Annotated in this window: 16 protein-coding genes and 1 pseudogene; 11 read left to right on the top strand and 6 right to left on the bottom strand. The window is 44.9% G+C overall.

What is annotated here, in order from left to right; all coding sequences use genetic code 11:
- Nucleotides 1-149: 149 nt before the first annotated feature.
- Nucleotides 150-1,340 carry a type I glyceraldehyde-3-phosphate dehydrogenase gene (locus JMV76_RS10645; protein WP_201502663.1) on the bottom strand — a complete coding sequence of 397 codons (1,191 nt, stop codon included), beginning with the start codon at nt 1,338-1,340 and terminating at the stop codon, nt 150-152.
- 175 nt (nt 1,341-1,515) lie between these two features.
- Entirely contained in the window at nt 1,516-3,441 is a 1,926-nt protein-coding gene (locus tag JMV76_RS10650) for an AAA family ATPase (protein WP_201502664.1), read from the bottom strand.
- Nucleotides 3,442-3,731: 290 nt separating this feature from the next.
- On the opposite strand from JMV76_RS10650, the pseudogene exaC reads away from it, so the two are divergent.
- From exaC to JMV76_RS10695, 10 genes and pseudogenes are all read left to right on the top strand, one after another.
- Nucleotides 3,732-5,257, top strand: a pseudogene (exaC, locus tag JMV76_RS10655) (acetaldehyde dehydrogenase ExaC).
- A 97-nt stretch (nt 5,258-5,354) separates the two neighbouring features.
- Complete coding sequence (gene adhP / locus JMV76_RS10660; RefSeq protein WP_201502665.1) at nt 5,355-6,383, top strand: alcohol dehydrogenase AdhP; 1,029 nt, start codon at nt 5,355-5,357, stop codon at nt 6,381-6,383.
- A 206-nt stretch (nt 6,384-6,589) separates the two neighbouring features.
- A complete protein-coding gene (locus JMV76_RS10665; RefSeq protein WP_060491624.1) occupies nt 6,590-6,916 on the top strand; it encodes a DUF779 domain-containing protein in 327 nt (108 codons plus the stop codon).
- A 196-nt stretch (nt 6,917-7,112) separates the two neighbouring features.
- Nucleotides 7,113-7,577, top strand: a complete 465-nt coding sequence (locus JMV76_RS15095) for a GMC family oxidoreductase (protein ID WP_265090293.1) — start codon at nt 7,113-7,115, stop codon at nt 7,575-7,577.
- Between the two features lie 11 nt (nt 7,578-7,588).
- Nucleotides 7,589-8,755: a GMC family oxidoreductase gene (locus tag JMV76_RS10670; RefSeq protein ID WP_374190060.1), complete on the top strand. Its 1,167-nt coding sequence runs from the start codon at nt 7,589-7,591 to the stop codon at nt 8,753-8,755.
- A 465-nt stretch (nt 8,756-9,220) separates the two neighbouring features.
- Nucleotides 9,221-10,861 carry an ABC transporter substrate-binding protein gene (locus JMV76_RS10675; RefSeq protein ID WP_201502666.1) on the top strand — a complete coding sequence of 547 codons (1,641 nt, stop codon included), beginning with the start codon at nt 9,221-9,223 and terminating at the stop codon, nt 10,859-10,861.
- A gap of 206 nt (nt 10,862-11,067) precedes the next feature.
- Nucleotides 11,068-12,084, top strand: coding sequence for an ABC transporter permease (locus JMV76_RS10680; protein WP_201502667.1), 1,017 nt, complete (start codon nt 11,068-11,070; stop codon nt 12,082-12,084).
- A gap of 141 nt (nt 12,085-12,225) precedes the next feature.
- Nucleotides 12,226-13,140 (top strand): ABC transporter permease, encoded by a 915-nt coding sequence (locus JMV76_RS10685; protein WP_201502668.1) that lies wholly within the window; start codon nt 12,226-12,228, stop codon nt 13,138-13,140.
- A gap of 1 nt (nt 13,141) precedes the next feature.
- Nucleotides 13,142-14,224, top strand: coding sequence for an ABC transporter ATP-binding protein (locus JMV76_RS10690; protein WP_265090294.1), 1,083 nt, complete (start codon nt 13,142-13,144; stop codon nt 14,222-14,224).
- Nucleotides 14,221-15,192: a peptide ABC transporter ATP-binding protein gene (locus JMV76_RS10695; protein ID WP_201502669.1), complete on the top strand. Its 972-nt coding sequence runs from the start codon at nt 14,221-14,223 to the stop codon at nt 15,190-15,192. The genes JMV76_RS10690 and JMV76_RS10695 overlap by 4 nt, the downstream gene beginning before the upstream one ends.
- A 12-nt stretch (nt 15,193-15,204) precedes the next feature.
- On the opposite strand, the gene JMV76_RS10700 is transcribed toward JMV76_RS10695, so the two are convergent.
- The 4 genes from JMV76_RS10700 to serS form a co-directional block, all read right to left on the bottom strand.
- Nucleotides 15,205-16,224 carry an NERD domain-containing protein gene (locus tag JMV76_RS10700; protein WP_201502670.1) on the bottom strand — a complete coding sequence of 340 codons (1,020 nt, stop codon included), beginning with the start codon at nt 16,222-16,224 and terminating at the stop codon, nt 15,205-15,207.
- A 75-nt stretch (nt 16,225-16,299) separates the two neighbouring features.
- Entirely contained in the window at nt 16,300-16,956 is a 657-nt protein-coding gene (locus JMV76_RS10705; RefSeq protein WP_201502671.1) for a LysE family translocator, read from the bottom strand.
- Between the two features lie 133 nt (nt 16,957-17,089).
- Complete coding sequence (tkt, locus tag JMV76_RS10710) at nt 17,090-19,087, bottom strand: transketolase (RefSeq protein ID WP_201502672.1); 1,998 nt, start codon at nt 19,085-19,087, stop codon at nt 17,090-17,092.
- Between the two features lie 256 nt (nt 19,088-19,343).
- A complete protein-coding gene (gene serS / locus JMV76_RS10715; protein WP_201502673.1) occupies nt 19,344-20,630 on the bottom strand; it encodes a serine--tRNA ligase in 1,287 nt (428 codons plus the stop codon).
- 433 nt (nt 20,631-21,063) lie between these two features.
- Here serS and JMV76_RS10720 point away from each other — a divergent pair, with 433 nt between their 5' ends.
- Nucleotides 21,064-21,723, top strand: a complete 660-nt coding sequence (locus JMV76_RS10720; RefSeq protein ID WP_055125130.1) for a YcxB family protein — start codon at nt 21,064-21,066, stop codon at nt 21,721-21,723.
- Nucleotides 21,724-21,788: the final 65 nt, after the last annotated feature.

The raw sequence follows: 21,788 nt of genomic DNA on the forward strand, positions 1-21,788 counted from the left end.
TATAGCGATATAACATGAGAATGCAAGCAATTAATTGCACGAATTTAAATTATTCTGATGCTATCGTTGATTCAGTTTAAAAAAGAGTCAAGGCAACTGAGTCCAAATGTATATGTAATGCTTCAAGCAAGGTTAACGCGGTCACTTTTTTATAGAGAATTGACGATAGGTTTTTTATGAGAAGCCAGATGTAGACACATATCTAGTAGTCTATTGGCATAACCCCATTCGTTGTCATACCATGCAAAAACCTTGTACTGGCTACCCGCTTGCATGAGCTGCTGACCATCAATGATCAAAGACTCAGTCTGATGGATAAAATCGCTAGAGACCAGTGGCTCATCCGTATAAGCCATGATGTCAAGCAAATGTGCCTGACTGGCAGATTTGAGTGCCTCGCGGACTGCCTCGACAGACACATCGGGCGTATCAAAAACAAAGGTCACATCAATAGCCGCTACATCAATGGTAGGTACGCGTATCGAATGCCCATTTATCTTGCCTACCATAGCAGGTAGGACACGCTCTGTCGCCGCGATACTGCTAGAGGTGGTTGGGATAATGTTATAACCAGAAGCTCGTGCGCGTCTTGGGTCACGGTGCGCTTGATCAAGCACTGTCTGATCAGCGGTGACCGCATGAATCTCCGTCATCATCGCTGACTTTACCCCAAATGCGGTATCAAGCGTCGCAATCAAGGGAACCAAGGCCTGCGTGGTACAAGAAACGCTCGATATAATCGGCAGCTCACGTGTTAGCTCATCAGTATTAACGCCCATAACGATACAAGCATCGACATCATCGAATGGTGCCGCACCGATAATCACCTGCTGCGCGCCAGCCTCTATGTGCAGTTGTGCTTGCTCGTAAGAGCGGAAATGTCCGGTACACTCTAGCACTACATCGACGCCCAACTCCTGCCACGGTAGTTTTTTTGGGTCAGATTTTGAGAGCATCTTAATACAGTACGTTAAATTGTTCTTCGTCAGACAAAGCTGTGTGGCGCTGTTATTGTTACCGTCATCGCTAGCATCATCGTTGCTACTTGCCACAATATCAGCACTGACCCCAAGGCGACTTAGGCGACCATGCGTGCTGTCAAACTTTAATAAATGCAGCAAAATATCCGCGGGTGCTAAATCATTAATTGCCACGACATGGATCGCACGGCCTAATACCTCAAAGCGCTCTAGCAATGCCCGCAAAACGTTGCGCCCTATACGTCCAAAACCATTGATAGCAACCCTCAGTGGCTGTGTGTCATCACTAGATGCATAAAACGCCGCTGCTGCTACTGGGTCAGACGTTAATTGATAAGTGGCGCTCGAAAAATCAGGCATAAAAAGATATCGCTATAAAGGGATAAAAAGTTGAGCACTACAAAGTCAGCGCTACAATGAAACAAAACCAACAAGTCGTTAATCGGCTCTAAGGATTGTTATATAAAAGCTAAATGGCTTTGGTGAATGCTTGAACCCTGAATTGTCATACTCAGTATCAAGACGCCATTCGGCATTAAGGCGTTATAAAAATCAGTGCCAAACGAATGGCATTGTAATCAATACTTTGCTTAAGATGATCGAATATTGGACGCAATTTAATACTGCCATCATCATTGAAATCATTTGGATTATTGGCGACTTTAATCGCGACGTAGGCATTACCAACCGCCGTCATCACCTCATCCTCTGGCCGCAAATGATCACAAGCGAGGCTTGGATCTTGAGATTTTAGGTCAGCAATATGACGCATAATCGTTGATTGTGAAAGCTGACGAGCTTGTGATATTTCTGCAATCGACAAGCTTTCTTCTAGCAACACTCTGGTCGCAAGCAAGGTACTGTCCGACTTATCAGAAACTTGATTGCCCAGTTTCTGTTTTTTGTCTATTTGCGCTTGTTGTTGCTCGCGGCGCTTTTTTTGCAAAGTGGCATAAGCATCAATCACTGACTTACTCAGCGTACCGCCCGATTTTAAAATAAACTTCTCATGTGCCTGCGTCATGCTCTCTTCATCAAGCATCGCATAATTGGCATCAGCTTCTTCTGACAGCACCAAAAACCGTTTGTCCGCGCCGCGTGCTAGCGGATCAAGCTGCAAGCTCATATCATTCATACCCAGCAACTGCAAACCTGCCAACGACTTTAACCGTGACAATGCCACATAGCCCTGCCCTAGCTCAAAGGTGCGCGATAAGTCTATTTCAGCAGCATCGAGGGTCATGCCTTGTGATTTATGAATGGTAATTGCCCATGCCAGACAAAGCGGCACTTGCTCATAGCTTGCCAGCACATCTCCTGTCTCATCTTCGATGATCCATTCTTCAGGCTCAGCGACAACTTCACGCCCTGAATTGAGCCGAACCACGGGCATTTTTTGCGTCGTTGGCTTTTTGGCTTTGGGTTTCTCTTTTATGGCTTTTTTACTTTTGCCTTTTACATTCTTATTCGTCTCACTTTCAGTATTTTCATCATCGTCTTCGATCAAATCATCACTGCTGTCTTTGCTATCATCGATTTTAACAGCGGCAAAGCCAATTAGTTCACCCATCGTACCGTTAGAGACGCCAAGTTCGGTATTGTTTTTAATAAACATCACCTTGGCACCGACTTTTAATACCAAATCATCTTGGGTACGTACCGTTTTTTTAAGGGTCTCAACCAATTTACTATCGCCCGTAGACGTAGCGGTAAAGCGCATCATCTCGCCCTCTAACGCGGCAAGCTCTTTATCATTGATTCTATTAACGTTGAGATTGTGGGTATAAAGGCGGGTACGTTTGATATCGACATTTTGATCAAAGGTTGCTTCTAATGCGGCAATCGATTCAAAAGTGACTTCCTGACGACGAATTTGGTTGAGAATATCGTCCAAATCAAGCCCGCCATTTGCCGCTTCACTAACCTGCCTATGTTGCTCAGACAGATAGCAAATATGGAACTTGGCATCAAGCCACGCTTCCGACATAAAGGCAAATTTTTCACGGTTGGTTTCACCCTTACTACCAATCGGCGGCAGCTGAAAAAAGTCCCCTGCCACGACCACTTGAATGCCACCAAAGGCTTTGTCATTTTTGCGGACATGCTTGAGTACTTGGCTGACCAAATTGAGCTGCTTAGCATGCAACATCGATATCTCATCAATGACCAATACCGCGGTATCTTTTAGTCGGTCTGCCAAAAACTGCTTGCGTGATAACGTAGTCAAGTCGCGGTCGCTTAACTCATCTTTGATACCGATGCCGGACCAGCTATGAATCGTTGTGCCATTCATGTGTGTGGCCGCAATACCGGTACTCGCAGTGACGGCGACAGGCACACGGCGCGCGCGCAGGTAGTCGATATATTGATTGAGAGTATAAGTCTTACCTGAACCTGCTGAGCCAGTCAAAAAGACATTTTGACCCGTTTTTAAGATATCAAGAGCAGAAGATTGACGCATATATCTAAACCAATTAAGTTAATAGTAATAAGAAAAACGGCTTAAGAGCAAATAATAAGAGAAAAAGCTGCCAACAATTATAGCAGCTACATCCGTTTCGCGGACGACTTTAACCCTGATAAGCCACATAACTTAAAGTTATACGATACGAAATATATCATTATAAAAAGTCATTATCGCTCATCGCTAAAGCTCAGTACGATAGGGTCATAGCTTGGTCAGGATGGCCAAATATTTATGCTTAAGTCGTTTGTTCTTAACTAGCCATAATACACAACAAGGAGTCGTTAATGTTATACGCCTATCCCAATACTGAAAATAGTCCTGTTCAATTCCGCAAAAAATATGACAACTTCATCAATGGTGAGTGGGTCGCACCAATCGATGGTGAATACTTTGACAACTCAAGTCCAATCGATGGTAAAACCTTCTGTCAGATTGCGCGCTCTAAAGCTGCCGATGTTGAAGCGGCGCTAGATGCGGCTCATGCAGCAAAAGACGCATGGGGCAAAACTAGTGTCACTGATCGCTCTAATATGTTGCTCAAACTTGCTGACGGTATCGAAGCCAATTTAGAGGCAATCGCTATCGCTGAAAGCTATGAAAACGGTAAACCAGTTCGCGAAACCCTTGCCGCTGATATCCCAATCGCCATTGACCATTTGCGTTATTTTGCGGGCGTTATCCGCGCGCAAGAAGGCGGCATTAGCCAAATTGATGAAGACACGGTTGCCTATCATTTTCATGAGCCGCTTGGTGTCGTTGGTCAAATCATTCCTTGGAACTTCCCTATTCTAATGGCGATTTGGAAAATTGCCCCAGCCCTTGCTGCGGGTAACTGTATCGTCCTCAAACCTGCCGAGCAAACGCCAGCTTCTGTTTTATACATGCTTGACGTCATAGGCGCGGCGGATATTTTACCAAAAGGCGTACTAAACGTCATTAACGGTTTTGGCGTAGAAGCCGGTAAGCCAATCGCTTCCAACCCGCGTATCGATAAAGTGTCCTTTACTGGTGAGACCACCACTGGTCGCTTAATCATGCAATACGCCAGTGAAAACATCATTCCGGTAACGCTAGAGCTGGGCGGCAAAAGCCCAAATATCTTCTTTGCCGATATCATGGATGAAGACGACGACTTCTTAGACAAAGCGGTTGAAGGTTTGGTCATGTTTGCGCTAACCAAGGTGAAGTTTGTACTTGCCCATCACGCGCCCTCGTACACGAAAGCATCTATGATGAATTCATGAAACGCTGTATCGCTCGCGTAAAAGCTATCAAAATGGGCAACCCGCTTGATACCGACACCATGATTGGCGCGCAAGCCAGCTCAGATCAGTTAGAAAAAATCCTATCTTATCTCGATATTGGTAAAAAAGAAGGTGCAAAAGTCCTTGTGGGCGGTGAACTTGCCAAACATGATGGCGACATGGCAAACGGTTATTATGTGCAGCCAACGATCTTTGAAGGCACGAATGATATGCGCGTGTTCCAAGAAGAAATCTTTGGCCCCGTACTCGCTGTCACCACTTTTAAAGACGATGAAGAAGCAATGACTCTCGCCAATGACACTTTATATGGTCTTGGTGCTGGCGTCTGGACGCGTAATGGTACGCGCGCTTATCGTTTCGGTCGTGGCATTAAAGCCGGTCGCGTTTGGACGAATTGCTATCATCTCTATCCTGCGCATTCTGCGTTTGGTGGCTATAAGCAGTCTGGTATCGGCCGCGAAAACCATTTGATGATGCTAGACCATTATCAACAAACCAAAAACATGCTGGTCTCCTATAGTCCTAAAGCGATGGGCTTCTTTTAATTCTGTTTTTCAAAGCACTTTATGGTAGAACTGTAAAGTGCGACCTCGATGCTCGCCGAGCATCTTAATGTAAAGAACGATGACAAGGAGTTACAACGTGAGTAATAAAATGAAAGCGGCCGTGCTGCATGAATTCGGACAACCCTTAGAAATTGAAGAAGTAGATATTCCAACCGCAGGTGCTGGTCAAATCGTCGTAAAAATGCAGGCATCAGGTGTCTGTCATACCGATTTGCATGCCATTGAGGGCGATTGGCCAGTCAAACCTAGCCCACCGTTTATCCCAGGCCACGAAGGCGTTGGTCTTATCACCGCCGTTGGTGACAATGTGCATCATGTCAAAGAAGGCGACCGAGTCGGTATCCCTTGGCTCTACTCTGCTTGTGGACACTGTACCCATTGCTTAGGTGGTTGGGAAACTTTATGCGAAAGCCAACAAAACTCTGGTTACTCGGTAAACGGCAGCTTTGCAGAATATGTACTAGCAGATGCCAACTATGTCGGTATCATCCCTGAAAGCGTTGACTCTATTGAAATTGCACCAGTGTTATGTGCAGGTGTCACGGTCTACAAAGGTCTAAAAATGACCGACACCAAGCCAGGCGATTGGGTCGTCATTTCAGGTATCGGCGGTTTGGGACATATGGCAGTTCAGTATGCCATTGCGATGGGATTGAACGTTGCTGCTGTGGATATTGATGACGAAAAACTGGCATTCGCTAAAAAACTGGGTGCCAAAGTCACTGTCAATGCGAAAAATACTGACCCTGCTGAATATCTACAAAAAGAAATCGGCGGTGCTCACGGTGCGCTCGTGACAGCAGTATCTTCAAAAGCCTTTGATCAAGCATTAGGCATGTTACGACGCGGTGGTACTTTGGTCTGTAATGGTCTACCAACGGGCGAATTCCCAGTATCCATTTTTGATACTGTTTTAAACGGTATTACCATTCGTGGCTCAATCGTTGGTACGCGTCTCGACTTGCAAGAGTCGCTAGACATGGCAGCAGCAGGCAAAGTAAAAGCCACCGTTGCCGCTGAGCCACTAGAAAATATCAATGATATCTTTGATCGTATGCGTGATGGCAAAATCGAAGGTCGCATTGTCATTGACTATAGTCTGTAGCAACCATTACGTAGCCGCATGCTTTATGATATTTTGAGATTCGTAACACCGTCTCAATGACTGGCTAGAGTAATCATTAGTAAAGGGTCGTATCGTTTTCAACCACATATGATAAATGATGTGAGTGAATATGATGCGACCCTTTATTTTCTACTCAGTATGATTATGAAAGACATCCGTTCGGGTCTAACGATAAGGAAATCATTATGAACGTCACAGCGACAGAGTCTTGCAAAGCATTAATCGACTTACTAAAATCTAAGCACGGCGAGCTGATGTTTCATCAATCAGGCGGCTGCTGCGATGGCAGTTCACCCATGTGTTATCCATTAGGCGAATTTAAAGTAGGTGGACAAGACGTACTCATCGGCGAGCTGGTTGGCTGTCCATTTTATATGGGTAAAGCTCAGCATAAGCTCTGGCAACATACCGATCTAACAATAGATGTGGTCGATGGACGCGGAGCCAGTTTTTCGCTTGAAATACCAGAAGGTAAGCGCTTTATCGTACGTTCAGAGATATGTGCTGTATAAGTTTAAATAGCATCCACCAGCGTTTTAACGACCTAGTATTGTTTTGCCATGCCATATGTTGATCGATAAACACCCCTTAGTCATTTTTATTTTATTATTCAAGCAAAATAATAGATACTGTAATGCGTACCCTATTTCAATAAACGCGTTTTAACGAGCACGTTTTACTCAGCATGGATGCTAGAAGGAATGTAAAATGGAATTTGATAAAAAATTTGATTACGTCATCGTTGGTGGTGGTTCAGCTGGCTGCGTACTTGCTAGCCGATTAACAGAAAACTCAGACATTAGTGTCTGCTTATTAGAATATGGCGGTGAAGGCAAAGACCTTGCTGTCCGTGTCCCTGCCGGACTGATTTTGATGGTGCCAGGCAAGCCGCTGGAACTGAATAATTGGTGCTTTCACACCACGCCGCAGATGCACTTGAACAATCGCCGCGGCTTTCAACCACGCGGGCAATGCTTAGGTGGCTCATCTGCGATTAATGCCATGATTTATACGCGTGGTAGTGCGCTCGATTATGAACGTTGGGTTGAGCAAGGCTGCGAAGGCTGGGGATTTGATGATGTACTGCCCTACTTTATCAAAGCAGAAAACAATATCCATGGGGTGATAAGCTGCATGGTGATAGCGGACCACTGCATGTCAGCGACTTACTGAGTCCGCGTGATATCTCCAAAGCATTCGTAGAAGCCGCCATCACCAATGGTTTAGATCATAATCGAGATTTTAATGGCCAAAAGCAAGACGGTACAGGGCTATATCAAGTCACCCACTTTCATGGCGAAAAACAAGGTCAACGCTGCTCTGCGGCAGCGGCTTATCTACATCCAGTACAAAACCGATCAAATCTGACCGTCATCACCCACGCCCAAGCCAACCGCGTCATCTTTGAAGACAAACAGGCCGTTGGTGTCGCTTATGAAAAAGATGGCGTCGAGCATGCGGTTATGGCGCGTCATGAAGTGATATTATCTGGAGGCACTTTTGGCTCACCCAAAGTCCTGATGTTGTCAGGTATTGGACCTGCTGAGCATCTACAATCGCATGGCATAGACGTCATGGTAGATGCGCCCGATGTTGGTGGTAATCTACAAGATCATTTGGACGTCGTTTTTGATTACGAGGTCAATACCACTGGCGTCATCGGTATTGGTATGGCGACGATTTCGACATTGACCAAAAGTATTCGGCAGTGGAGAAAGGATGGTACAGGCCTCTTGTCTACCAACTATGCTGAAGCGGGCGCGTTCTTTAGTGTCGGTGATGATCCAAAAGAGTGGCCAAATACCCAACTGCACTTTGTCATATCCCGCGTGATTGAGCATGGTCGTGATCTCAGACGTGGCTTTGCGGTCTCTTGTCACAGTTGCTACCTACGCCCTGAAAGCCGCGGTACGGTCAGACTGGACTCCGCCGACCCCTCAGACGCGGTATTGATTGATCCAAACTACCTCTCGCACCCAAAAGATATGGAATATATGATTGCAGGCGCGGAGCGTACGCGCGCCATCATGCAAGAATCACCCATCGCCAAATATATTACTGAAGACTACCCTGCCCCCTATATCGAAAAAGACGGTATGCTCGGCTATATTCGCAACAAGTCAGATACCATTTATCATCCTGTCGGCACTTGCCGTATGGGTTCAGATGACCAGTCCGTGGTTGATTTGCAATTAAAAGTACGCGGTGTAAAGGGATTAAGGGTCATCGATGCCTCAATCATGCCGACTCTCATCAGCGGTAACACCAATGCGCCAACGATTATGATTGCTGAAAAACTCGCAGATCTTATCAAAGCAAATTACGGTCATATCGAACCAGTCACGCCATAAAACATGGGAAAATATGCCTCTTATAATTAGTATTTTTATTTAAGAGGCTTATATACTAAAACTTTATATTCAATAAAATGGAAATAAGCGAATTATATAAAATTTTAACCTTTGTTTTTTCGTGATTATTTTATCAGCATTTCTAAAATAAGGAGGAACTCTAACCAATTCGGCAATGAAGATATTAAAACAGAACGTTTTCTATCAAATTAGCTTACGGATGTCTTGCATTACCACTGTTGAACAGAGTATATTCAAACCACTTATTTATATCGTGTATTTGATTTGCAAATCTGAATAATATTTCAGGTTAATACAACCTGAAATATTTTTTATTTTGCATATCAAAAACACGATATAAACAATTGCTTTAAAGGGAATTAAAAGCACGCTCATTGTATTTATAGGTCAAAAACGATCTTATAAATCTATTGGCGACTATTTATCATTACATAGGATGTAATAATGCAAAAATCACTCTTCAAACTGACGATGTTGGCGACAGTTATTCTAGGCATCAGTGCCTGTAGCGGCGACAACAAAACCACCGATGAATCTGCTGCCAGCTCAGATGCTAAAGCAGCCAAAACCTTACTTTATTGCTCAGAAGGTAGTCCGGCTGGATTCGATCTAGCACGATACACTGCAGGTACAGATTTTGATGCGAGCGCCTTTCCCATCTACAACGGCTTAGTGGAATTCAAAAGAGATGGTACTGAGATTCAGCCAGCCTTAGCCGAAAGCTGGGATATTAGTGAAGACGGCAAGACTTATACCTTTAACCTACGTAGAGGGGTTAAATATGGTAAGACCGATTACTTTACCCCAACCCGTGATTTCAACGCAGATGACATTGTCTTTACCCTGGAGCGTATCACCAATCCAGACTTTGAATTTAATAAAGCCTATCCTGCTGAGTTCCCTTATTCGGTCGGTATGGGGCTACCTGATATTATCTCCAATATCGAAAAGGTTGATGACTCTACCGTCAAAATCACGCTCAGCGAGACCAACGCGCCATTTTTACAGAACCTAGCGATGCCCTTCGCTTATATCGATTCTGCTGAGTATGCAGAAAAGTTAATGGCTTCTGGTAATGCTGCTGATATCAACACCAAACCCGTTGGTACAGGACCTTTCGTCTTTACTTCTTATCAAAAAGACGCGCAAATTCGTTATACCAAAAATCCAGACTACTGGAACAAAGACGATATTCATATCGATAATCTCGTGTTTGTCATCACCAAAGATTCAGCAGTGCGTGCGCAAAAAGTGCAAGCAGGTGAATGTCATGTGTCCGCTTATCCAAAACCGGCCGAAATTGACTCTGTCAAAAAATCTGGTAAGGCCACCGTTCTCGATCAACCCGGCTTTAACGTCGGCTATGTCGGCTATAACGTTGAAAAACCAAAGCTTAGCGACCTTAAAGTTCGCCAAGCATTAGATATGGCCATCAATAAAGATGCCATTATCAATGCGGTTTATCAAAGCGAAGGATTAAAAGCCACCAATCCTATGCCGCCCACACAATGGGGTTACGACAAATCTATCAAAGATGCGCCTTATGATGTGGAAAAAGCCAAGTCCCTTATCAAAGAAGCAGGCGCGGACAAACTTGCCATTAATCTATGGTATATGCCCGTGCAACGCCCATACAATCCTAATGCCAAACTCATGGCTGAAATGCTACAAGCAGATTGGGCGAAAATTGGTGTCGATACCAAGCTTGTGACCTATGAATGGGGCGAGTATCTAAACCGCGCTGCTAAAGGTGAGCCTGATGTCATTCTAGCGGGCTGGACTGGTGACAATGGGGATCCTGATAACTGGCTTGGTACGCTACTATCTTGTGATGCGGTCGGTGGCAATAACTACTCACGCTGGTGTAATAAAGACTTTGACACTTTGGTGACTAACGCCCGTCAGATTACCAATCAAGATGAGCGCGTCAACGACTATGTACAAGCTCAGCAGATATTCAAAGAGCAATTGCCTTGGACGACAATGGCGCATTCGGTGGTCACGGTATTCACCGCACCAAATGTAGTCGATTATAAAATTAGTCCGCTTGGCTCAATACGCTTCGATGGTGTAAAGGTTGAATAACCTGAGCTGATGACGTCCGGTAAGACATGCATGATTGTTTAATTTATATTCGGCTGGGTCAGACACTCTGCTCCAGCCGTATTTATATGAGTTAAGCGCCTTATTAAGCATTTTTTAAGCATTTTGTCACCGACTCTCTCATCTCTGCCAACATTCTACTCATCGATCTCAAACGATTGAACCACAACTATTGAATTGAGCAGCCCATGCTACTTTATATTTTGCGTCGCATTGCCATTCTAATTCCTGTCTATCTTGGCTTAACACTATCGACATTTACCCTAATTCGGCTCGTCCCTGGAGATGCCGTCGAGATTATGATGGGTGAGCGTATGGTCGATCCAGAGCTACATGCTCGCGCGTTAGAAAGACTTGGCTTAGACAAACCCCTCATTGCCCAATATTGGGATTACTTAACTGGAATATTGACCGGTGATTTTGGTCAATCCTTTCGTACTCGTACTCCGGTATTACAAGACTTCTTTGCTCATTTTGTACCAACCTTAGAGCTGGCTTTGTGTGCCATTGTCATTGCCAGTGTTGTCGGTGTGAGCTTAGGTATCTTTGCCGCGCTACGACGTGGTACATGGATTGACTATACTCTAATGTCAGGGGCACTGGCTGGCTACTCTATGCCCATCTATTTATTGGGGCCTATCCTGACTGGTATATTCGCCCATTATCTCGGTCTGTTGCCTGTCGCTGGTGTCATATCTGTCGCGCAGTTTTTAGACGTCAAACCTTTATATGGATCATGGTTATTGGGCTCTTTAACATCAGGAGAACCTGGCGCATTTTGGGATGTGGTCAAACACTTTATCCTACCGTCTATTGCCTTATCGACCATACCACTCGCGATGATTGCACGGATGACACGCTCGGCGATGCTAGAGGTGTTAGATGAGGACTACGTGCGTACAGCGCGCGCCAAAGGCCTATCGCCGCGCCGCGTGATATTGGTACACGTCATGCGCAATGCCTTGATTACTGTGGTGACTGTGATTGGCTTACAGATGGCGACCTTGCTCGCTGGGGCTATTATCACTGAGACTATCTTTAGTTGGCCAGGTGTTGGTAATTGGCTGCTCGATGGGTTTTTCACTCGTGATTATCCTATCGTGCAAAACGGTATTTTATTGGTCGCCACCGCCCTGATTTTAGTTAGTTTATTTATCGATATTTTGTATGGTCTTATCAATCCGCGTATTCGACATACTTCTTAATTTAACATTGATAAATACTCATATTATAAATAGTGGTTATTGGTGTTTGTATGGTCTTGAGTGAGTTTTAGCACATTTTAAATGCTTGCTAAAAACGAGGCTGACATACTTTCAACGCGCTAGCCACCATAGGAACTGCTCATGAAGCCTTCTGTTCTTCCCTCTGATGTCAATCTTATGGCAGCGACACCGCCGTCATCTTGGCAGCTATTTTTATCGACATTCTGCCGAAATAAAGGCGCGGTGCTTGGTTTTATTGTACTGGCATTGATGGTCATTATTGCCATCCTTGCGCCTGCCATTGCGCCCCATGACCCTTACGAGTTATTTACTGGTCAAGAGCAGTTGCCGCCTGCCTTTCTAGATGGCGGCAATACCATGTTTTGGCTAGGCACGGATGATGCTGGACGAGACACCTTGTCTCGGGTAATGTATGGCGCGCGTTATTCTCTATCTATCGGTCTGAGCGCGACGACTCTTGCCATGTTAGTCGGTGTTTCATTGGGACTTAGTGCTGCATTTTGGCCCAAGGTTTGGGGCAAAGCGGTCATGCTGGTCAATGATATCTTGATGTCTTACCCGAGCTTACTGTTGGCGATCATCATTGCCGCTATCTTAGGGCCTTCTATGACCAATACGATTATTACGATCGCCTTGGTCTGTACGCCACCTTTTATTCGGCTGACTCGTGCTACTGCAATGGTAGAGCTACAGCGTGAGTATTTTATCGCTTCACAAGTGATGGGCGCTGGTGTGCTTAGATTGTTATTTATCACCATTTTGCCCAACTGTATGGCACCGCTCATCGTGCAGGCGACGATGATTTTCTCTTCTGCTATTTTGGAAGCAGGCGCAATTGGTTTCTTAGGCTTTGGTGTACAGCCACCCGATGCTGAATGGGGTGCAATGCTCGGTACGGCGCGTCAATATATTCAAAGTAATGTTTGGCTAGCGATTTGGCCCGGTGTCGCTATTTTCTTAGCCGCATTGTCGATTAACTTGACTGGTGATGGCCTACGCGATGCGCTAGACCCCAAATTAAAGCAGGTGACCTAAGATGACTGAACCATTAATTAAAACGCCTACCACTCACACTTCTATGAATGACGCATCAAAAAAAGAATCACCATTACTGTTAGATATTGAAAATCTTTCGGTTACTTTCGGGCAAGGGGTGCGCGCTTTTCGTGCAGTCGATGATGTGTCGTTAAAGATTACACAAGGCGAAGTCATCGCAGTCGTGGGTGAATCTGGCTCGGGTAAGTCGGTCACTATGATGGCACTGATGGGGCTACTACCACCCTCTGCAACTGTCCGTTCCAAGCGCGTTATGTTCGATGATAAAGACATGCTCAGTATGTCAGCCAAAGAAAAACGCGGCATCATTGGCAAAGACATCTCAATGATCTTTCAAAATGCCATGTCTTGCTTAAACCCAAGCTTCACGGTTGAGATGCAACTGGGCGAAGTCTTACGCAAGCATCTTGGTTTGCGTGGTTCAGCCGTACAGACACGTATCTTAGAGCTGTTAGAGCTGGTCGAAATGCCCGATGCTAAAAACCGACTCAAGGTTTATCCGCATCAGCTATCAGGCGGTATGAGTCAACGAGTTATGATTGCGATGGCAATTGCTTGTGAGCCAAAGCTTCTGATCGCCGATGAACCTACCACCGCGCTCGATGTCACAGTACAAGCGCAAATAATGGACTTGCTAAGCCGATTGCAACGCGAAAAACAAATGGCGATGATACTGATTACCCACGACTTGGGTTTAGTCGCGCAAAACTCGCGTGATGTCGCGGTCATGTATGCCGGACAAGTGGTCGAAACCAGTACCGTGCCGGAGATTTTTCAAAAGCCTGCTCACCCTTATACTGAGGCCTTGCTACAAGCCATCCCAGAGCTGGCTATCGGTCAAGACCGTCTGAATAGCTTACCTGGTGTCGTACCCAGCCAATACGATCGCCCGAGTGGTTGCTTATTGTCTCCTCGCTGCCCGTACAAAGAGCCTGCTTGTGAGGTACCACCGCCCATTTTAGATACGCCCAATGGCAAAGTGCGCTGTATTCATCCAGAATTACCCAGCTTGCCTTCTCACCTATCTACCTCTCACACTGCTACCTTGGAGTCACAAGTATGAGTAATAAAGTGGTCCTAAAAGCAGACAATCTACATAAACACTACCCAGTATCACAAGGTTTGGGCAAAGCGAAGGCCTACGTTAAAGCGTTAAATGGTATCTCATTCGAGCTTGAAGCAGGCAAGACGCTGGCCGTCGTGGGTGAGTCAGGCTGCGGTAAGTCTACCCTTGCCCGCCAGTTGACACTGATTGAAGAGCCTACTCACGGTGAGCTATTTATCAACGATGAAGGCACCACTGGCTATAGCAGAAAAGCGCTAAAAGATCTGCGTACAGAAATTCAAATGGTCTTCCAAAACCCTTATGGTAGCTTAAATCCACGCCATACTATTGGCTATCAATTAACTGAACCATTGGATATCCATACCAAACTCTCTAAAGAAGACAAGCGCGACAAAATCAACGAGATGATGAGAAATGTCGGTCTGCGCCCTGAACATGCTGGCCGCTATCCGCATATGTTTTCAGGGGGTCAGCGCCAACGTATTGCCCTCGCCCGCGCCATGATGCTCAATCCTAAAATTGTCGTCGCTGATGAGCCTACTTCCGCGCTCGATGTTTCCATTCAAGCACAAGTCTTGAATCTGTTTATGGACTTGCAGGACGAGTATCGTACTGCTTACGTCTTTATCTCGCATAACTTATCAGTCGTGCGTCATGTCGCTGATGATGTGATGGTGATGTATTTAGGTCAGGCGGTTGAGCATGGCCCGAAAGAGGCGATCTATAATGCGCCAAAGCATCCATATACCATCGCCCTCTTAGCTGCTGCACCAACGGTAAATGGCCATAAAAATGATCTAACTCTACAAGGTGAGTTACCAAGCCCGCTTAATCCACCAAGTGGCTGCGCCCTGCACAAACGCTGTCCCTATGCCAAGTCGCAGTGCAGCGAAATAGAGCCACAACTGCGAGAGTGGGACGGTCGATTGGTGGCTTGTTTACGCTTGGAAGAAATCTATGGTTAAGAGGATTAAAGGCTAAGCAATATTAACTACGGATCGGCACTTAGGAAACTGCGCGCACCCATGAAAGGATTGTCCTTGGCGTGCGCCTTTCTTTGCAGTGCGTTTAACCATCTCTCCATTACATTTCGGGCAAGTTGGCGCTTGGACGAGATTAGCAGTAGGGTTTGTCGCCTCAAATATTGTAGGTGCTTCCACCTGTGGCTCAGGCTCTACAATCTCAAACGGTGTAAGAAACACTTTATCACCCATATCATATGGCGTACTTATCTGCTGAGTATTCATACTATTAGTTAGTAACTCGCTAGATTCAATCTCAGTTTGACCAGACCATCGCAGCACTTCTCGGCTTTTCAGCGTGGCTCGTTTAGCAGTTTCTTTTATTACCGGCTCGAGTGTAGGCTTACTGGCAGTTTTAGCAATTGTTTTATCAGTAGAGTTACTGCTAGGCTGTTTGTTTGAGAGGCTATGCTTGTCTTTTAGGTAGGCTTTATGCTCTCTATTGGTGCGCCAAGATTTGCTAAATCTGTTGCTATTAATCTGCTCAACGATAGACTTAACCTCGTCTTCAGTCAGTATCTCATCTTGTTTCTTCTTCACATAAGAGACCATCCCACCTGTTAATACGTGTTCGGGCAACTCATCACGGGTTTTCAGCTCACACTCACCGATGAAAGCAATCATCGAATGGAAGTAGCTCAGCTCCAAGCCCAATAAATCTGCGAGCGTCTTAATGTGCAAGTAGTTTTGACGCAATGGGTTTTGGAATTTAAATTTACTTCCATTTGGGAAAGCTTGCGTCCACTGCTTTTGCTTCTCGCTACCATATATCCAGCCTTTATAGTTTTTGGTTTCGATGACAAAGATGCCGTATATGGAGACGATAATATGATCGATTTGGGTACTGCCACCATTGGCTCTTTGCAAGGTAATACCGTTTAATCGGTGATAGACATCTTTTTCAAGTTTTAGCCACATGGCAACATTGATAACGGTCTCGCCTAGAAAGCCTTTGAAAGTGGATTTGAGGGACATGGTTTTTTTCTTGAAAGTGGTTATGAAAAAATAAATAACGTTCAATATCAATATACTAATTACTTTTGGTTAAAATTACCGATCTACAATTGCTGTTCTGACGATAGTTAAACCAATGACGCCAAGCAACGCCCCTGTAACTTTATCGATGTAATAAGCAACTTGGGTAAATTTAGCGCGTACTTTGCGAGTCGACAATAGAAATATGACAGCAGTGTCCCACGCAAATACCACTACAGTCATCCAAATACCTAAGCCCAATTTGAACACAAAACTTATTTCTGGTGTCAATACTACAGTGAATAAACTGAGATAAAAGAGTAGATTTTTAGGATTAAATATTCCAGACAAAAACCCTGCAATAAATTCTTTTAAAAAAGCTGTCTTAGGAATATTTGAATGGGCTGATTGGGCTACCTGAAATTGGTCATACGCATCTTTTCGTGCGCGTAAAGCCTGTATCCCAAGGTACATTAAAAACAACCCACCAATGATTTTTAGCGTAATCATAATAGGTGCAGAGGCGGCTAAAATTGAGCCAACACCAATTAGACATAGACCAATGTACACTGCATTAGCAAAGGTGATACCGAGCGCAACCCCTATTGCGTCTTTACTGTCGTTCTTAATCGCACTCTTTACGATCAATACAAAATCTGGTCCAGGACTCAATAGTGCAAGAAAATGCGCCAAGCCGACCGTGATAAAAATACTCAACAAATCCCAGTTCATAATTAGTCCGTACTCTGTTTTTTTTAATTATGGACTAAATACCAATATGAATACACTGATTATTTAGCCAATAAAAAAAGCCACCAGATTTCTCCGGCAGCTCTTTTTTTAAATACTGACTAAGTTAGGTTTATTACACCAAACTATTCACCGCATCAACCACAGCATCAGTGGTAATGCCGAACTCTTTATACAGCTCATCTGCTGGCGCTGACTCACCATAAGTGGTCATCCCGATGACCTTGCCATCTAGACCAACGAACTTATACCAGTAGTCCACATGCGCGGCTTCCACAGCGACGCGGGCGCGGATATTGGCAGGCAATACCGCTTCACGGTAGCTAGCATCTTGCTCTACAAAGATTTCTGCACATGGCATAGATACCACACGTACGCCAACACCATTTGCGCTCAATGTTTCATACGCTTCCATCGCAAGGCCAACTTCTGAACCAGTTGCAATGATGATGGCTTTTAGCTCGCCTTGTTCTTTTGCCAGTACATAACCACCTTTGGTAATGTTCGCTACTTGCTCACTGTCACGTGCTTGATGTGGCAAGCTTTGACGGCTAAAGATCAATGCTGATGGATTGTTTTCTGATTTGATTGCTTCTACCCAAGCGCTTGCAGACTCAGTCGCATCACACGGACGCCATGTACGTAGATTTGGCGTGGTACGTAGGCTAGTCAATTGCTCAACTGGCTGATGCGTTGGGCCATCTTCACCCAGACCGATAGAGTCATGCGTATAGACATGGATGACGCGCTGCTTCATCAATGCGCCCATGCGTACCGCGTTACGTGCGTATTCCATAAACATCAGGAAGGTTGCTACGTAAGGGATAAAGCCGCCATGCAATGCGATACCATTGGCAATCGCGGTCATGCCGAACTCACGTACGCCATAATAGATATAGTTGCCGTCAGCGTCTTTTTCGATGCCCTTAGCGCCTTTGAATAGCGTCAGGTTTGAGCCAGCTAAATCCGCTGAACCGCCTAGCAATTCTGGTAATAATGGCTGTAAGGTATTGATAGCGTTTTGACTGGCTTTACGGCTGGCAACATCGCCGCCCGCTTCTTGAGTTTGCTGAATATAGGCTTGTGCTTGATTATCAAAGTCAGCAGGCAAGTCACCATTTAAACGGCGTAACAATTCAGACGCCAATTCAGGATAGGCTTTTTTATAAGCGTCAAAGTCTGCATCCCAGTTCTTCTGTTGTACGTCACCTTTAGCTTTAGCATCCCATGCTTCATAGATTTCATCATCTAATTCAAATGGAGCATGCTTCCAAGACAACGCATCACGAGTTAAAGCGATTTCGTCATCACCTAGCGGTGCGCCATGACTGGCCGCTAGACCTTGCTTGTTCGGGCTACCCGCGCCGATCGTCGTTTTACAAATCAGAAGACTTGGTTTAGTAGTCTCTTTTAGCGCTTGTTCAGTTGCTTGAGTGATTGCATCAGTATCGTGACCGTCAACTTTGATCACTTGCCAGCCGTAAGACTCAAAACGCGCTTCGGTATCATCAGTGAACCAACCTTCGACATTACCATCGATAGAAATGCCGTTGTCGTCGTAGAAGAAGACAAGCTTGCCAAGACCTAACGTGCCAGCCAGTGAGCACACTTCATGACTGATACCTTCCATCAAGCAACCATCGCCTAAGAATGCATAGGTATTGTGATCAACGATGTTGTGGCCATCACGATTGAACTGTGCGGCTAAGGTTTTTTCAGCGATAGCAAAACCAACGGCATTAGCAATACCTTGTCCTAGTGGACCAGTGGTCGTTTCGACACCAGGTGTATAGCCAAGCTCAGGGTGACCTGGGGTTTTCGAATGCAATTGACGGAACCCTTTCAGATCATCAACGCTGACATCATAACCAGATAAATGCAGCAATGAGTAAATAAGCATTGAGCCATGACCGTTCGATAAGACAAAGCGATCACGGTTGTGCCACTGTGGATCGGTTGGGTTGTGCTTCAAAAACTTGCGCCACAAAACTTCGGCAATATCGGCCATACCCATTGGCGCGCCTGGATGTCCAGAGTTGGCTTTTTGAACCGCATCAAACGACAGTACACGGATGGCATTGGCTAATTTACGTTCGCTAATTGGAGCTGGCATAGAGTGTCCTAGTATTGGGCTAAGAGGAGAGTTTACTCAAAGGAGTATAAGCATAAGGACGCCAAATGCGTCCCTAAGTTATAGACTATAAAATCAAAGTGTAATATTAACATATTTGCTATGAGGCTAGCCAAGAAATGGTATGACAGAATCGTTTGTGTTTAATAATTATTCATATCAGTTTTATCAAACTACCCTATATTAAAAAGCTGTGAGTCATCTTAGTAACTCACAGCTAGTACAATCAATATAGATATTAAACTGAAATAGTCTCAGCACCGCCCATAAACGGACGCAATACTTCTGGAATCGTGATACTACCGTCAGCGTTTTGATGATTTTCCATCACTGCCAATAGTGTACGACCCACTGCCAAGCCTGAACCATTTAGCGTGTGTGCCAAGCTGGTTTGTTTGCCATCTTTGACACGTGTTCCCATACGGCGCGCTTGGAAATCACCGCAGTTAGAGCAGCTTGAGATTTCACGATAGGTATCTTGGCTCGGTAACCATACTTCGATGTCATAGGTCTTTTGTGCTGCAAAGCCCATATCACCCGTACATAACTGAACGGTGCGGTATGGTAGGTTCAACTGCTGCAAGATATATTCGGCTTGTCCAGTCATTGCTTCTAATAAATCATCAGATTGCTCAGCGGTAGCAATATTGACCATCTCAACTTTTTCAAACTGATGCTGACGGATTAGACCACGAGTATCACGCCCATGAGAGCCCGCTTCACTACGGAAACAAGGCGTATGCGCGGTAAACTTAAGCGGTAATTCACTGATGTCTAAACGCTCGCCACGTACCAAGTTGGTCATTGGCACTTCGGCAGTAGGGATAAGATAGAAGTCCATGTCTTCATTGTTTGTGTGATTTTTCAGCTTAAATAAATCATCTTCAAACTTAGGCAGCTGTCCTGTACCTTTTAGGCTATCTGAATTCACAATATAAGGCACATAGGTCTCAAGATAGCCGTACTTCATGGTATGGGTATTGAGCATAAATTGAATCAGGGCGCGATGCATTTGCGCCAACTGTCCTTTTAGCACATTAAAGCGGCTACCAGTCAGCTTGGTCGCTGCTTCAAAGTCGAGCATGCCAAGTGTCTCGCCAATATAAGTGTGATCTTGAATCTCAAAATCAAACGTACGCGGCGTGCCCCACTTGCGCACTTCTACGTTATCATCTTCTGACGTACCCACTGGCACATCGGCTGCTGGAATATTTGGAATTTGCATAGCAGCTTTGTTGATACGCTCTTGTAGAGTGCGCAGCTCGTCTTCGGCTGTTTTAATCTCACCACTGACATTCTGCATCTCAGCCAATAGCTCACTGGCATCTTCGCCTGACTTTTTCAAAGCACCCACTTGCTTAGCACCCGCATTACGGCTCGACTGCAACTCTTCGGTTTTGATCTGCAAAGATTTACGTTCTGACTCAACCGTTTGCCAAAAATCTATGTCAAGTGCATAACCACGAGTGGCCAGTTGCTGTTGTAAATCGCTTAAATCGCCGCGTAAGAGTTTTGGATCAATCATAATAGTTGCCTGTAACGCTAGAAGTGAGGAAGAGGTTCGAAAGTGTTATTTTTAAAGGTACTGTTTTTAAAGGTGCTGATTTTATCAAAATAAGTGATAGCCGCTATAATACCAAGACACAACAGATTTGACCATGTTTTGACCTCTGTTGATTGAATTTTCATTTATTACTTTCATTATCCGTAGCCAGTTACATTTACTTTAAATGCGTCTCTTAAAGTTCAGCTTACCTCAATAAGCCTCGCCCATCTTTATTAAAACCATTAATATCACCTCTATCAACGAACAGAGCGGCTTATATGTTTCATTTAGGGGTACTTTTCGGTAAGATAAGCGCATACCTTTTATTCGACTTCTAGCCAAGTACGACGTAGCTGCTACGTTTTGTCGATTTAAACCCAACACTTTCAATACAAGTATTTGAGAAACCTTTATGGCCTTGTACCCCTATACGCTACAACCTGTCGCCTTAAACCTAACTGAGGCAGAATTTCACCAAGCACAATACGAGCTATTTGCCAGTGCCAGCCCTTCTTTCGGTCTAAAAAGTATCAAAATGAAAGAATGGATCATTATGGCGGTAACCGTGGTACTAGCGATCGCAGGGTTGGTTTTTGTGACAGGCTACTCAACCATTATCTTTTGGCTGATGCTAGTTTCAGTCGTCATTTATTTACTGGTTCGTACCCTTGGCTTTAAATGGTATGTGAAAAGAGAGTTTGACAAGCAGGTGGCTGACCAAGAAATGCCAGACGAGATGCGTCAGATGAAATTGGGCGTACAAAAGCATGGCCTCGTCATGGCGATGCCAGTGAATCAGCCTGACACATTTAATAACAACCAAATGCGCGGCATGCAAATGCGAGCAGGCACGACCCAGCAAGCCGTCATTCCATGGTCAGCTGTCAAAAGCTGGGATGAGACGGACGACTATATCTTTATGATGTTTGAGATGAAAGGTCAACAAGGCAGCCAAATTGTGCCAAAGCGCTTAGAAGCACAGAAGTTTCCAATCGATACGGTACGTCAGCATTTGCAAGAAGTTATCCCCGTTAAAGGCTTAAACCCTGAAAACTTACAGCCGCCAGCATAAAATAGTAGAAGACTTCTTTATCGCTTACTATATGAGCGATAAAGAAGTGATCAACAAAAAAACTT

It is taken from the genome of Psychrobacter cibarius, assembly GCF_904845955.1.
In the GTDB taxonomy this organism is placed as follows: domain Bacteria; phylum Pseudomonadota; class Gammaproteobacteria; order Pseudomonadales; family Moraxellaceae; genus Psychrobacter; species Psychrobacter cibarius_B.

Excerpts from the sequence above, each read along its gene's own strand:
- JMV76_RS10645 (WP_201502663.1), bottom strand. The coding sequence starts at position 1,340 with ATGCCTGATTTTTCGAGCGCCACTTATCAATTAACGTCTGACCCAGTA.
- JMV76_RS10675 (WP_201502666.1), top strand. The coding sequence starts at position 9,221 with ATGCAAAAATCACTCTTCAAACTGACGATGTTGGCGACAGTTATTCTA.
- JMV76_RS10705 (WP_201502671.1), bottom strand. The coding sequence starts at position 16,956 with ATGAACTGGGATTTGTTGAGTATTTTTATCACGGTCGGCTTGGCGCAT.
- JMV76_RS10680 (WP_201502667.1), top strand. The coding sequence starts at position 11,068 with ATGCTACTTTATATTTTGCGTCGCATTGCCATTCTAATTCCTGTCTAT.
- JMV76_RS10650 (WP_201502664.1), bottom strand. The coding sequence starts at position 3,441 with ATGCGTCAATCTTCTGCTCTTGATATCTTAAAAACGGGTCAAAATGTC.
- tkt (WP_201502672.1), bottom strand. The coding sequence starts at position 19,087 with ATGCCAGCTCCAATTAGCGAACGTAAATTAGCCAATGCCATCCGTGTA.
- JMV76_RS15095 (WP_265090293.1), top strand. The coding sequence starts at position 7,113 with ATGGAATTTGATAAAAAATTTGATTACGTCATCGTTGGTGGTGGTTCA.
- JMV76_RS10665 (WP_060491624.1), top strand. The coding sequence starts at position 6,590 with ATGAACGTCACAGCGACAGAGTCTTGCAAAGCATTAATCGACTTACTA.
- serS (WP_201502673.1), bottom strand. The coding sequence starts at position 20,630 with ATGATTGATCCAAAACTCTTACGCGGCGATTTAAGCGATTTACAACAG.
- JMV76_RS10695 (WP_201502669.1), top strand. The coding sequence starts at position 14,221 with ATGAGTAATAAAGTGGTCCTAAAAGCAGACAATCTACATAAACACTAC.
- JMV76_RS10685 (WP_201502668.1), top strand. The coding sequence starts at position 12,226 with ATGAAGCCTTCTGTTCTTCCCTCTGATGTCAATCTTATGGCAGCGACA.
- JMV76_RS10700 (WP_201502670.1), bottom strand. The coding sequence starts at position 16,224 with ATGTCCCTCAAATCCACTTTCAAAGGCTTTCTAGGCGAGACCGTTATC.
- JMV76_RS10720 (WP_055125130.1), top strand. The coding sequence starts at position 21,064 with ATGGCCTTGTACCCCTATACGCTACAACCTGTCGCCTTAAACCTAACT.
- JMV76_RS10690 (WP_265090294.1), top strand. The coding sequence starts at position 13,142 with ATGACTGAACCATTAATTAAAACGCCTACCACTCACACTTCTATGAAT.